General features: G+C 41.1%; 14 protein-coding genes. 13 read left to right on the forward strand and 1 reads right to left on the reverse strand.

What is annotated here, in order from left to right; genetic code table 11:
* Positions 1–1080 precede the first annotated feature (1080 nt).
* The 13 genes from flhD to KDJ85_RS00685 all read left to right on the forward strand — a co-directional run bounded on the left by flhD (position 1081) and on the right by KDJ85_RS00685 (position 13613).
* A complete protein-coding gene (gene flhD, locus KDJ85_RS00625; RefSeq protein WP_206083829.1) occupies positions 1081–1431 on the forward strand; it encodes a flagellar transcriptional regulator FlhD in 351 nt (116 codons plus the stop codon).
* On the forward strand, positions 1428–2018 hold the full coding sequence (flhC, locus tag KDJ85_RS00630; RefSeq protein ID WP_206083830.1) for a flagellar transcriptional regulator FlhC: 591 nt from the start codon (positions 1428–1430) through the stop codon (positions 2016–2018). Before flhD ends, flhC begins: the two co-directional genes overlap by 4 nt.
* A 95-nt stretch (positions 2019–2113) precedes the next feature.
* Positions 2114–3001 carry a flagellar motor stator protein MotA gene (gene motA / locus KDJ85_RS00635; protein WP_225817983.1) on the forward strand — a complete coding sequence of 296 codons (888 nt, stop codon included), beginning with the start codon at positions 2114–2116 and terminating at the stop codon, positions 2999–3001.
* 7 nt (positions 3002–3008) lie between these two features.
* Positions 3009–3932 (forward strand): flagellar motor protein MotB, encoded by a 924-nt coding sequence (motB, locus tag KDJ85_RS00640; RefSeq protein ID WP_225817985.1) that lies wholly within the window; start codon positions 3009–3011, stop codon positions 3930–3932.
* A gap of 98 nt (positions 3933–4030) precedes the next feature.
* Complete coding sequence (gene cheA / locus KDJ85_RS00645; protein WP_225817986.1) at positions 4031–6085, forward strand: chemotaxis protein CheA; 2055 nt, start codon at positions 4031–4033, stop codon at positions 6083–6085.
* A 16-nt stretch (positions 6086–6101) separates the two neighbouring features.
* Positions 6102–6599 carry a chemotaxis protein CheW gene (gene cheW, locus KDJ85_RS00650; protein WP_004909833.1) on the forward strand — a complete coding sequence of 166 codons (498 nt, stop codon included), beginning with the start codon at positions 6102–6104 and terminating at the stop codon, positions 6597–6599.
* 103 nt (positions 6600–6702) lie between these two features.
* The gene (locus KDJ85_RS00655) at positions 6703–8388 is read left to right on the forward strand and encodes a methyl-accepting chemotaxis protein (RefSeq protein ID WP_206083833.1); all 1686 of its coding nucleotides are present in this window, start codon (positions 6703–6705) and stop codon (positions 8386–8388) included.
* A 116-nt stretch (positions 8389–8504) separates the two neighbouring features.
* Entirely contained in the window at positions 8505–10073 is a 1569-nt protein-coding gene (locus KDJ85_RS00660) for a methyl-accepting chemotaxis protein (protein ID WP_225817988.1), read from the forward strand.
* A gap of 128 nt (positions 10074–10201) precedes the next feature.
* Positions 10202–11038, forward strand: coding sequence for a CheR family methyltransferase (locus KDJ85_RS00665; RefSeq protein WP_225817989.1), 837 nt, complete (start codon positions 10202–10204; stop codon positions 11036–11038).
* Complete coding sequence (locus KDJ85_RS00670) at positions 11038–12105, forward strand: protein-glutamate methylesterase/protein-glutamine glutaminase (protein WP_225817991.1); 1068 nt, start codon at positions 11038–11040, stop codon at positions 12103–12105. Before KDJ85_RS00665 ends, KDJ85_RS00670 begins: the two co-directional genes overlap by 1 nt.
* Positions 12106–12144: 39 nt before the next feature.
* Positions 12145–12537, forward strand: a complete 393-nt coding sequence (gene cheY / locus KDJ85_RS00675) for a chemotaxis response regulator CheY (protein ID WP_206083837.1) — start codon at positions 12145–12147, stop codon at positions 12535–12537.
* Positions 12538–12561: 24 nt separating this feature from the next.
* Positions 12562–13200 (forward strand): protein phosphatase CheZ, encoded by a 639-nt coding sequence (locus tag KDJ85_RS00680; RefSeq protein ID WP_225817992.1) that lies wholly within the window; start codon positions 12562–12564, stop codon positions 13198–13200.
* A gap of 113 nt (positions 13201–13313) precedes the next feature.
* Positions 13314–13613, forward strand: a complete 300-nt coding sequence (locus KDJ85_RS00685) for a helix-turn-helix transcriptional regulator (RefSeq protein WP_225817994.1) — start codon at positions 13314–13316, stop codon at positions 13611–13613.
* Positions 13614–13620: 7 nt separating this feature from the next.
* On the opposite strand, the gene KDJ85_RS00690 is transcribed toward KDJ85_RS00685, so the two are convergent.
* Entirely contained in the window at positions 13621–14178 is a 558-nt protein-coding gene (locus KDJ85_RS00690; RefSeq protein ID WP_225817995.1) for a hypothetical protein, read from the reverse strand.
* Positions 14179–14186: the final 8 nt, after the last annotated feature.

A 14186-nucleotide genomic window follows, 5' to 3' on the forward strand; every position in this document is an offset into this window, starting at 1 on the left:
AAGCGAATGAGAAAATTGATAAGAAACAGAATGTTCTCAATTGAAACTTTGATTTTTCGTGATCCGTTCTTGGGTTTGGTTACCTGTAGGTTGATCATTTTATTAAAAAAATTAATTTTTTAGTTATTTTAATAAAAAAAACAAAAATAAATTGATGGAAAGCGTTTAGTTAAAAAAATAATAACAAGAAAATTACTAAAAATATAAATCGTCCAATAATATATAACACATATATTTAAGCTAAATATTTATTTCATTACTGACAGACTTTATAAAGTTTATTAATTTTATTAATATTATCATCTGAGCATATTATAACCATAGTTTAATGATTCTAATGAAAGTTATATATATGAGGACAATATGTATGACAAAATAATATCTTTTCTCTCTTTGAAGTGGATTGAATAATTTTGAATAATGCCTATTGCTTTCATTAAACTTATTGAAAATTAATGATTAAGTTTTATTCCCAAATAGCCGATAATGAGGAATATCTATATTAGATTTTTGAGTTTCCCAATACCAAAGATTGATTTGGATCAATATTTTGATTTTGATGTTGTGATTGGTTTTTTTTGCTTTCAAATCACATCTGGAGAGTGAAGATATTGATTAAAATCCTGCCATTTAGCTTAGGGTGATCTAAAGTATTGCGGATATTTCAGATAGGGAAAGACAAGATAAAGAAATAATAAAGATTATTTAATGAATCAATGGATAATTATCCCAATGAGATAAAAAGAAACATAAGTACCTTGAATAGTTAATTTAGTGGTGCATAATAATTGACGACTAATAATGACATCGGCAAATTCTGACTTTTACTGAAAGTGCTAAATTTTTAGTCACTCTTTATTGTTTGTAGGTATTCAGGAAATGTATTTAATTTAAGTTTGAAGATTTGTGTTTTTATACTCCAAACTGGGTATTGATTAACGGAAAAATGGGAAGTAATGGAATACATTTATCCAGTTTAATTAATTTTACTAATAACCAATTTTAGACACACAAAACTTTCAAATTCATATTTGTTCTTTTTGCACACAGATGTTGATAAATATTCGGAAAGGAAAAAAAATGAGCTCGACGACAGATTTTCTGAAGCATATATACGATATTAACCTCTCATATTTGCTATTAGCCCAAAAACTCATCTCCCAAGAGAAAGCTTCTGCGATGTTTCGCTTAGGTATCTCTGATGCAATGGCAACTACTTTAGCAGACCTTACGCTTCCTCAATTGGTCAAATTGGCAGAAACAAACCAGCTAATCTGTCAGTTTAGATTTGAGAATAGCGACACAATTGAAAAGTTGACCCGCGACTCAAGGGTTGATGAATTACAACAAATTCATACAGGTATCCTCCTTTCGACCCGATTATTGCAAACGCATAATGAAGGCGACACTGATATAGCGAGAAAAAGATGAGTACCGCAGCTGAAAAAAGTATTGTCCAAGAAGCGAACGATATTCGCTTAGCCATGGAATTAATCTCTTTAGGCGCTCGCCTTCAAATGTTAGAAAGTGAAACCCAAATTAGCCGCGGCCGTTTAGTTCGATTATACAAAGAACTTCGAGGCTGCCCGCCACCAAAAGGTATGCTACCGTTCTCAACAGATTGGTTTATGACATGGGAGCAGAATATTCATTCATCCATGTTTTATAACGCCTATCAATTTTTACTGCAAAGTGGACATTGCCAAGGCGTTGATGCCATCTTAAAAGCTTACCGTTTGTATCTTGAGCAATGTATTCCAGAGCCAGGTGACGAGCCATTATTAGCACTAACACGAGCTTGGACCCTCGTCCGTTTTGTTGAAAGTGGCATGCTACAAAGCTCAAAATGCAGCTGCTGCCATGGTTCGTTTATCACTTATGCACACATCCCAGAAAATAGTTTTACTTGTAGTTTGTGTCAGCCGCCATCACGAGCAATAAAAAAACGTAAACTTTCCGAGCATCTCGCCGATATTACGCTATATCGACAGGATGGCATTACGAAAGCGGTAATGTAATTGGATTGATTTGGTCAACAGGCAAGCTTTTGCCTGTTACTCCTAATATTCCCTTTGACTGCCATCTGTTAACCAACGGAGTGAAAGGGAATATTGTGTTAATACTCATCGGGTATATCATTGTTACAATAGCGGTTATTGGCGGTTATCTCATGGTTGGTGGCCATTTAGGCGCGCTATATCAACCCGCTGAATTTGTTATTATATTAGGTGCTGGTTTAGGTGCATTTGTCGTGGGTAACAGTGGCAAATCCATTATCGCCCTATGTAAAGTATTACCGAAACTATTCCGCCGTTCTTCCTACAATAAAACGATGTCAATGGACTTGATGGCATTGTTATTTCAATTGCTCAATAAATCTCGCCAACAAGGGTTACTTGCGTTAGAAAAAGATATTGAAAATCCTCAAGAAAGCGAAATTTTTTCTCAATATCCTCGCATCCTCAAAGATCCATCCACCATGATGTTTATTGTGGATTATTTGCGTTTGATGGTAAGCAGTAACTTACAAAGTCATGAAATTGAAGCCTTAATGGATGAAGAACTCGAAACATTCCGCCAAGAAAATGAAGTTCCTGCATCGGGCTTAAACATGGTCGGTGACTCCATGCCTGCTTTTGGTATTGTGGCGGCGGTATTAGGTGTCGTGAATGCGTTGGGATCTGCAGATAGGCCAGCGGGCGAACTTGGCGCATTGATTGCTCATGCGATGGTTGGAACATTCTTAGGTATTTTAGTCGCTTACGGATTTATTTTACCCTTGGCAGCACTGATTAGATTACGCAGTAGCGAACAGCTCAAAATGATGGAATGTATCAAAGTGACATTCTTATCTGCACTACAGGGGTATGCGCCGCAAATTGCCGTAGAGTTCGGTCGTAAAGTGTTATTTAGTGCTGATAGACCGTCATTCGTTGAACTTGAAGATAGAGTCCGCGAAGTAAAAGTGGGTGCTCGCTCACAAGAAACCACCGAGGAGTAACACTAGGATGGCAGCCAATACCCCTCATGTAATTCGAGTCAAAAAACGTAATTCTCATCATCAAGGTGGTCACGGTGGTTCGTGGAAAATCGCTTATGCTGATTTTATGACAGCGATGATGGCATTCTTTTTGGTGATGTGGCTGATTTCGATTTCAAGTCCTCAAGAACTCACGCAAATTGCAGAATATTTTCGAACTCCGCTTAGTACTGCAATTAACCCTGGTACCAAAAGTGGAGATGCGACCAACCCTATTCCGGGAGGGGGCAAAGACCCCATTTTTCGTGAGGGGGATGTGATGCCTGAACCGAATAATATTATTGACGGTAATGCCAGTTATCGGTTTGAAAAGCTTAAGGAAGCCCTTGAGCAGGCTATTTTAAAAGACCCACGTCTAAATGAGTTAAAACCGCATTTATTGATCGACATGATTAATGATGGTCTGCGTATTCAAATTGTTGATAGTGAAAACCGCCCGATGTTTCAAGTCGGCTCTGCGACAGTGGAACCTTACATGCGCGATATTTTACGCGCCATTGCCCCTTTGCTAAATGATGTACCTAACCGAATCAGCATTTCAGGCCATACAGATGATTTATCTTATGCCAACGGGGCGAATTACAGCAACTGGGAGCTTTCATCAGACAGAGCAAATGCTTCACGGCGTGAGCTGATTCGTGGAGGCATGGATGAGACTAAGGTTTTACGAGTGGTTGGTATGGCATCAGCAATTCATTTAGATAAAAACAACGGTCTTGCACCAATTAACCGACGGATCAGCATCATTGTTCTCAACGATGAGGAAACGAAACAAATTTTACGTGAATACGACGGAGCAAAACCGATTTCTGACGTATTGGGTAAGCCCGCTACGAAGATAGCTACTGAGAATGTGGTAGCCGTGAAAACACAGGAAAAAACCAATGAATAGGCTGTGTTTGTGAAGAGATACATTGTGATTTTTTATTGCCTGCCGGATTTTCCGGCAGTCAGCGTTAAGTGAAACCTAAGCGAAGCTGGATAAAAACCATGGATATTACTGAGTTTTATCAAACATTTTTCGATGAAGCCGACGAGTTGCTCAGGGATATGGAACAACATTTACTTGAGCTCGATCCTTTTGACCCGGATAGCGAGCAGCTAAATGCCATTTTCCGTAGTGCGCACTCAATAAAAGGAGGTGCTGCAACCTTTGGTTTCACTCAGTTGCAAAACACCACACACACACTGGAAAACCTGCTCGATAAGGCACGCCATGATGAGTTGCCCCTCACTCCCGACATCATAGATGTATTTTTGGATACCAAAGATGTTATGGCCTCGCAGCTCGATGCTTACAAAAATGATTCTTTACCGGATGAAGAGTCATTTAAACGAATTTGTGAAGTGCTTAGTCGTGTTGAGAACCATGTAGAAGAAGTCATTGAAGCAGAGCCGATTATTGAAGACGTTGCACCAGTAGAAGACGTTACGTCAGAAATGCAACAAGTTGACACTAAAGGGGAATTTTCACATTACTTTAAAATTACCTTAAGTGGACTTAAAGAAACCGAAGTCGATTTACTTGCCGACGAGCTCGAACTGTTTGGTCATTTATATCATACGGAAAAATCGACCGATAGCCTCCAAGTATGGTTAGGTACAAATACCGATATTGAGGATGTTTGTGGGGTACTGTGTTTTGTGGTGGAGGAATCACAAATTGCACAAGACGCTATCACGTTTGCTGATTGCCAAGCTTTTATGCCACAAGCAGAACAAAAAAGTGAACCTGAAACAGCTCAGGAAACAGAAATTGTAACGCCAAAAGAAGCGGTTAAGCCTGCTGTGGTATCGAGCCCTGCGAAAAAAACAGCAGTAACAAAACCGAAAGGGGACTCCAGCAGTATTCGTGTTGCGGTGGAAAAAGTCGATCAACTTATCAACTTGGTCGGTGAGTTAGTGATTATCCAATCCATGCTGACACAGCACAGCCAGCACGTTGATCAAAACGAATACAGTGATTTACTGAGCTCTATTGTTCAATTGGAGCGTAACTCGCGAGCTCTGCAAGAGTCCGTTATGTCTATTCGTATGATGCCAATGGACTATGTTTTCAGCCGTTTCCCACGCATGGTGCGTGATATTGCCTCTAAATTAGGCAAGAAAATTGAATTAAAAGTGGAAGGTAGTTCGACTGAACTCGATAAGAGCCTGATAGAGCGTATTGTCGACCCGCTAAATCACCTTGTCCGTAATAGCTTAGATCATGGTATTGAAAAACCAGATGTTCGCGTGGCAAATGGAAAACCAGAAGCGGGGACATTGACTCTCGCAGCTGCACATCAAAGCGGCAATATTTGTATTGAAGTGCGTGATGACGGGGCAGGTCTAAACCGTGAGCGTATTTTAGCTAAAGCCCGTTCTCAAGGGATGAATGTGCATGATGGCATGAGTAACGATGAAGTGGCGATGCTTATTATGGCACCAGGCTTCTCCACCGCAGAAGTGGTGACTGATGTATCGGGTCGCGGTGTGGGGATGGATGTGGTGAAACGGAATATTCAAGATATGGGTGGTCGTATCCAAATCGGTTTCACCGAAGGCAAAGGAACTATCATTCGAATTTTACTTCCTTTAACCCTCGCCATTCTTGATGGAATGTCAGTAAAAGTGGCGGAAGATGTTTTTATCGTGCCTTTAAGCGCCATCATCAGCACTTTACAACCACGACAAGAAGATATTTACCGCCTTGCGGGTGAAGAAAAAATGCTTTTAGTTCGTGGTGAATATCTGCCATTGGTCGAGCTGCACCACGTCTTTTCCATTGAAGAAGCGGAGCGCAATTTGGATAACAGCATTGTGCTTATTATTCAAAATGCGGGGCACCGTTTTGCATTGCTCGTGGACAAATTGGTCGGACAGCAACAAGTCGTGGTGAAAAATATCGAAAGTAACTACCGAAAAATTCCAGGCATTTCTGCTGCAACGATTATGGGCGATGGTTCTGTTGCATTGATTTTAGATGTAGCTGAGCTGCAAAAAATGAATAACAGCATTTTGATCAAAAAGAAACATCAGGTTTCCCAACCTGTCGTGCACTAAATAGAGGCCATATACCATGTCTATGTTAGATGATGATTTAAATAAACACGAAGAAGAAAAAAACGGCGAAGGTTACCTTATTTTCACTTTAGGTGAAGAAGAGTACGGCATTGAAATTTTAAAAGTGCAGGAAATTCGGGGTTACGAGCAAGTCACTCGCATCGCAAATACACCTGACTTTATTAAGGGGGTTACGAATTTACGCGGTGTCATTATCCCAATCATTGATTTACGAGTGAAATTCTCTCATGAAAATGTGGTGTATAACGACAACACCGTTGTGATTGTTGTGAATTTAAAAGACCGGGTGGTTGGCATTGTGGTTGACGGCGTTTCGGATGTGTTGGTGCTCAATGAGGAGCAAATCGCACCGCCGCCTGATTTTGCAGTGACGTTATCCACCCAATATCTCACTGGTTTAGGGACACTCAATGACCGCATGTTGATTTTAGTGGACATTGAAAAGCTACTGACGAGTGACGAAATGGCGCTTATTGACAGCATGGCTGAGTAATTCTCAGCCTAAATAATTGCTCAAATAATAATAAGTCATTAACTAAAGTTTTTGGTTAGATGACCGATATCCAAAATACAACAAATAATGTTAGTAAAACGTCATGTACAGTCGAATTAAAATCGTATCAGGACTTTTGTCCGTCATTTTTATCTTTATTTTATTGCAACTGGTATCCAGTGGGTTGATGTTCACTAAACTCGGCGATAACAGCGACAGTATTAGTTATTTAAATTCACTACAACGCCAAAGACAAGTATTAACGGAAAGCTGGGTTAACCTTTTACAGGCCCGAGCCAATTTAAATCGGTCAATCAACGCCTACCTATTAGACGGCCGCAAAATTCAAGATGATGCGACAACGGAAGACCTGATTAAAGCGGCAAAACGCAACTTTAAAGCTGCGGATGATGCTTATGCTCGTTACAACAAGCTGATGCAAAGTTCAGAGTATGATAAAGCCAAGTTTGAACAGCTTTTTAGCACTTATGAAACCTACCGTGATGCATTAATTAAGCTCAGTGATTTCGCGGAAAAAGGAGACTTAGAAGGTTTCTATGCTCATAGAACATCGGGTCATCAAATGAAGTTCGAAGAGCAATTTAATGCTTATTTCGCCGATATTTCAGCCGATTTCCAAAGCGAAGTTGTTAATGCAGATAATAATTATCGCCAATCATTATATATGCTGGTGACATTATCGATTCTGCTCGCCTTTATTGGTTTCTTTAGTTATCGCTATGTGCGTAAAGGCATTATTGAGCCGTTAGGTTTATTAAACGAGCGGATTAAAGTCTTCGCATCAGGTGATTTAACGCCTTCTATTACGACAGCCTCGAATAACGAAATTGGCGAATTAGCCAATGGCGTTCAGCACATGCAACAAGAGCTGATTAATACAGTTCGCGGCGTATTAGATGGTAGTGAAACTATTTACCAAGGTACCACTGAAATTGCCGCAGGTAATAACGACCTTTCTTCTCGTACTGAGCAGCAAGTGGCGTGTTTGGAAGAAACTTCCGCCAGTATGAGCGAATTAACCGCAACGGTTAAGCAAAATACAGACTACGCCCATCAAGCTAGCGAGTATGCAAACCAAGCGTCTGTTATTGCGAAAGAAGGTGGAAAAGTGGTTTCCAATGTGGTGAGTACCATGTTGAACATCGCTGATAGTTCACAAAAAATCTCTGATATCACTGCGGTGATTGACAGTATTGCCTTCCAAACCAATATCTTAGCACTGAATGCTGCGGTTGAAGCCGCGCGTGCGGGTGAGCATGGCCGCGGTTTTGCTGTCGTGGCAGATGAAGTGCGTAACTTAGCGCAACGCAGTGCGGATGCCGCGAAAGAAATCAAAACATTGATTGAAGATTCTGTTTCAAGAACAGGAACGGGCGCGCGCCAAGCGGAAGATGCGGGTGAAACGATGACGAAAATTGTGGAATCGGTCACGCGAGTGACAGACATCATGACGCACATTGCGACTGCTTCTGATGAGCAAAGCAAGGGGATTTCACAGGTCAGCATTGCAGTCGCTGAAATGGATAAAGTGACTCAGCAAAATGCCTCGTTAGTGGAGCAATCAGCGGTTGCAGCGAATGTGTTAGAAGAGCAAGTCGCGAAACTGTCGCAGCTTATCTCTATTTTCCGTCTACCACCGTTAAAACAAAGTGAAATACGTAATACAAAACCAGCAGCAAGAACGGTATCCAATATCGTTAAAACGCCGGATTTAAAAAAATTATCATCGAAGGAACATAAAGATGATGACAACTGGGAAACTTTCTAAACATTAAGCATGGTTTTACGCTGCAAGGCTTTGGCTTTGCAGCGTTTCTGTGCATTAGAAAACAAGCAATGTTTTAAGCGAACAGCTCTCTTAGCTGGCACAAATGGGGATTATCTATGTTTGGTAAAAATATCCGAATTTCGGTGAGTTTATATCTGCTTCTGTTTTTATTTTGTGGAATGCAGATTGTGTCGAGCGGGGTTTCTGTTGGAATTGTTGTTAGTGAGTTAAAAGCATTAGAACGTATTGATTTGGGCTCTGATAAGCGTGCAATGCTTGAGGAAACCAATAAACATTTAATACAAGCACGTAATAGCTTAACGCAAATTGCATTGCTGAATAAAGTGAGTGGTCATGACCAGCTCATCGAAGAAACACAAGTCACTTTTGGCAAATTATTAGAAGAAGCGCAAAAAGATTACACCACATTTAAAAACCAACCGATTTTGAGTGAAAAAGAAAACCTTGCCGCCCTTGATGCGAGATATCAAGCTTTTGTCGCAACACTCAAAGCATTAAAAACACACTTAGATAACAAAGATATCGAAGCTTACATTGAGCTTCCAGCCCAAGAAAATCAAGATCAATTAACTCAAGTAATTGATGAATATCTTGAATTATTGAATGCTGAAAATGATGAGTCTCTTTCTGCTGCACGCATGTACAACACCTTTGCGTGGAGCTCATTTTGTTCGGTGATTGTGATTATTATTCTAGTGATCGCTTTTGCCCATTATTGGATGAAACGCAAAGTAATTAACCCATTGAAAAGTATGGGAGAACACTTTGCTTTAGTGGCTGATGGCAAACTAAACCAAAATATTGAAATTACGACGGGCGATGAAATCGGTGAAGTATTTGGCAAACTCAAACAAATGCAAGAATCGTTAGCCACCTCCGTCAGTGCATTGCGTTCGAATACTGACCAAATGTATACAGGTATTCGTGAAATTGCTTTAGGTAATAATAACTTATCATCACGTACTGAACAGCAAGCTGCATCCCTTGAAGAAACGGCAGCCAGTATGGAAGAGTTAACAGCGACCGTTAAGCAGAATGCGGATAATGCGCGTCAAGCCAGTGAGCTCGCTGTCAGTGCATCGAAAACGGCAACTAAAGGCGGTGAAATTACCGAAGATGTCATCGATACCATGACATCAATTTCTAACAGTTCGCAAAAAATTAGCGCAATTATTAGCGTGATTGATGGTATTGCTTTCCAAACCAATATTTTAGCCCTAAATGCAGCAGTTGAAGCGGCGCGTGCAGGTGAGCAAGGTCGCGGGTTCTCTGTTGTCGCTGGCGAAGTTAGAGCATTAGCACAACGTAGTGCTGAAGCGGCAAAAGAGATTAAAACGTTAATTGATGAGTCTGTGGGACGTGTAAGTCAAGGTTCCCAGCTGGTGAATGAAGCGGGTGCGACCATGAACGAACTGGTTGCGGCAGTGAACCAAGTAACTGAATTAATGGGAAATATTGCGTCTGCATCGAATGAGCAAAGCCGTGGGATTGAGCAAGTTGCTACCGCAGTGAGTCAAATGGACCTAGTCACACAACAAAACGCGGCATTAGTCGAACAATCGACCAGTGCAACAGCGGCACTGGAAGACCAAGCCAATAACTTAGTGGATACCGTGGCATTTTTTGAGCTCCCTGAAAATGCAGTAAATCGTAGTCGGTATTAAGTGTTGAGAAAACTCACAATGAGTTTTCGGTAGAGGGAAATGAACCGTTTTGGGCATTTCCCTTGCCATTAAAGGCAGCGCATTAGGTGGCTGCTTCTGGATTTTTATTGAATAGGACGACAAGTACGATGCTTTTTGTACCACAGATAGAACCACTGACTGATGATGAGTTTGGTCGGGTTTGTCGATTTATTCATAAAAAATCAGGCATAGTCCTAACCATGAATAAAAAAAATATGGTCTATAACCGGCTATTAAAGCGGTTACGTGACTGTAATCTCGACAACTTTTCTGACTATTTACGGATGCTTGAGCGCGAGCCACATAACGCGGAATGGCAAGCTTTCGTCAATGCATTGACCACAAACTTAACCGCATTCTTTCGTGAGCCACACCATTTTGTCACGTTAACGGATTTTATTCGTACACGTAAAAATAACCCAATCACCATCTGGTGTGCAGCTTCTTCAACAGGGGAAGAGCCTTATTCTATCGCGATGACATTAAGTGATGTACTGGGGCCAAATGCCGTTAATGCCAAAGTGATTGCCAGTGACATTGATACGGAAGTGCTTGAAAAAGCGAAACAAGGTGTTTACCGCATCGAGGAGCTGAAATCACTTAGTGCACTTCAGCGACAACGTTACTTTATGAAAGGGGTTGGTGAGTTTGAGGGGTATGCACGAGTCAAGCCCGCGTTAAGGCAGATGATTGAATTTCGTTACTTAAATTTGAGTGACCATGACTGGCAGCTCCAACATCGCTTTGATGCAATTTTTTGCCGTAACGTAATGATTTATTTCGATAAAGAAATGCAAATAAAAATGCTTGAGCGTTTTGCACCACTGCTTAAGCCAGATGGCTTGTTATTTATTGGGCATTCAGAAAACTTATCACAATTAACACAACGCTTTGTGATCAAAGGACAAACCGTCTACAGCGTGCAAGCTGGAAGGAGGGGGTAATGAAAAAAATTAAAGTGCTATGTGTGGATGACTCAGCACTGATGCGTCAATTAATGCGTGAAATCATTAATAGCCATGAAGACATGGAGGTGGTGGATACCGCACCTGATCCTTACGTTGCTCGTGATTTAATTAAACAACTTGAACCCGACGTGATCACGTTAGATGTTGAAATGCCTCGTATGGATGGTATTGATTTTTTAGAAAAATTAATGCGTTTGCACCCAATGCCCGTGGTGATGGTGTCTACATTGACATCAAAAGGCTCTGAAGTAACGCTTAAAGCGTTAGAGCTTGGTGCGGTGGATTTTGTCACTAAACCACAAATCGGCATTCGCGAAACCATGATGAGCTACCGTGACATTATTGGTGAAAAAATCCGTGCAGCGGCAATGTCTAAGATCACTCAACGCAGTCGGTTTGCGCGGCCAGAGAAAAAAGTGTCTGAGCCAGTTGCTCAAGCCAAAGCCTTGTCTCCGTATGTGTGTAACAGCCGTGTGATTGCGGTCGGTGCATCTACTGGCGGGACAGAAGCTATCCGCCAATTTTTAGAAATGCTACCCCGTGAATGCCCACCTGTGGTGATCACGCAGCATATGCCCGCAGGGTTTACCCGCTCATTTGCTGACAGACTGAATAAATTGTGTGTACTAACGGTAAAAGAGGCAGAAAACAATGAGTTACTGCAAAAAGGACACGCCTATATCGCGCCAGGTGATTCTCATATGTTAATTGCAGATAAAGGCAAAGGTTTCCAAGTGATTTTGCAACAAAGTGAACCCGTTAATCGCCATCGCCCGTCAGTAGATGTGTTATTTGATTCAGTTGCTCAATGTGTCGGACGAAAATGCATTGGTGTGTTACTGACTGGTATGGGGATGGATGGCGCCAAAGGGTTATTGAATTTACGTAAACAAGGGGCGATTACTTACGCGCAGAACGAAAGTAGCTGTGTGGTATTTGGTATGCCACGAGCTGCGATTGAAATGGATGCAGTGGACGAAGTGCAAGATATTCGAAAAATTGCCCCAAGTGTTTTAGCAAGACTTTCTTCTGTCTCTGTTTAACAGCGGCGGAAATTCACAATTGTATTTGAAGGAGTGGTTATGGCCGCTAAAGATCTTAGTTTTCTGGTTGTTGATGATTTTTCTACCATGCGTCGTATCGTCCGTAACTTATTAAAAGAGCTCGGGTTTAGCAAAATAGAAGAAGCAGAAGACGGCGTTGATGCATTAGAAAAAATCCGTGCGGGTAACATCGACTTTGTGGTTGCAGATTGGAATATGCCAAATATGGATGGTTTAGAACTGCTTAAAACCATTCGTGGCGATGATGCACTTAAGCATATCCCTGTTTTGATGGTAACGGCGGAAGCGAAAAAAGAAAACATCATTGCTGCTGCACAAGCAGGGGCAAGTGGTTATGTGGTTAAACCGTTCACTGCCGCTATCTTAGAAGAAAAACTGAATAAAGTATTTGAAAAAATGGGACTGCAATAATAGTGAGTGCCAAAGGAGATTTTCATGACTGAGCAAGTGGGTATGGAAGGTATTCGCAATGGTAATGATGATTTAAAACAAGTCATTACACGCATTGGTACGCTGATGAGAACCTTGCGTGAAAGTATGCGCGAATTGGGGTTAGAAAAAAGTGTCCAACAGGCTGTTGCAAGCATTCCAGATGGGAAAGACAGACTGCGTTATATCGCGCAAATGACGGCGCAAGCGGCAGAAAAAACCTTAAATGGCATTGATGTCATCAAACCACTGCAAGTGGATATGAATAAAAATGCGCAGGCGTTGCAACAGCAATGGCAAGAAACAGCGACTGGTGCGGTTCCTACACAATTGCGTGAGTCAACAGAAGCTTTTTTAGGGCAAGTGATTCAAGACAGCGAAACCACTAAGGCTGAATTACTGGAAATCATGATGGCGCAAGATTTTCAGGACTTAACAGGGCAAGTCATCAAAAAAATGATGGAAGTGGTTGAAGAAGCGGAGAAACAACTGCTGGCATTGTTAATGGAAAATACGCCACCTGAAATGCGTGCGAAAACACAAAACGAAAGTTTACTCAATGGCCCGCAAATCAATAAAGAAGGCGTTAATGTGATGGCATCACAGTCACAAGTTGATGACCTACTTGATGAACTTGGTTTTTAGGTTATTACGATAACCTGACCGTTTTTTATGGAGCTACATTAGTTGATAACGATTAACGTAGCTTCATATTATCCATTTCAATTAGTTAGCTTACTGTGATCGAGTGTGCTCAGATGATAAATAATGATTTGATTTCTACTTTGATAAATGATGAAACAGGGGAAAGGCGAGAAGAACTTGACCAAGAAACCGCTTGCCTTGAATTAGAAATGCGCAAAGCGTTAATTAGCCAGTTGCGTATGGCTCGCCTTGCTAATAATTTCACGCAAGTTGAAATTGCTGAAAAAATGCAAACACAAAAGCAAAATATTTCCCGTTTAGAAAAAGGGCAGTTTGACCCTAAACTCGGTACATTACTCAAATATGCGCAAGCTGTTGGCATGAAAATTACGTTAAACCCAATGGCTAAATAATATTGTGCTAATCATGTTGGTAGACGGCAATAATTTTACTACCTAATGCGTGCTCAAATTGGGCAATAAAATCATCGCTAATATCCCAATTATGAAAGCTAAAACCTAGGTTACCAAAGGCCCATTGAGGGTTAAATTGCCAACCGAAAAGCGGTGAATGAAAATTGCATTGAAAGCAGGATAAGTCTTCGTTTTTTCCTTCATACCAATCAGAAACGGCATCACTCCATGCATGACTGTGTTCTGTTTGTTCATTGCCGCATTGTGGGCAGTAAATGCCAATCCCATTGCCGCCTGCGTGAAAAACAGTACGTTCTGTGACAATGGATAGGGTATTTTTTAATTGGTCTTCAGGCAGTTGGGTGGGAACAATATTGCCATCAATAACGTACAATATGGGCTCTTTATAAGCTGGCATTGGGCGATAAATCACTTCACCATATTCAATTGCTTGGAAGCTAGGGTCGATGATGCCTTGTGTTTGTAGCCAATTGAGCATACGAGCGGCTTCTTTTGGTGCATCTTCAAGTGTGATATCGGGGGCGACTAGGTGGCAAGTATCCATAAGAACCT

The sequence above is a fragment of the Providencia vermicola genome (assembly GCF_020381325.1).
Lineage (GTDB): Bacteria > Pseudomonadota > Gammaproteobacteria > Enterobacterales > Enterobacteriaceae > Providencia > Providencia vermicola.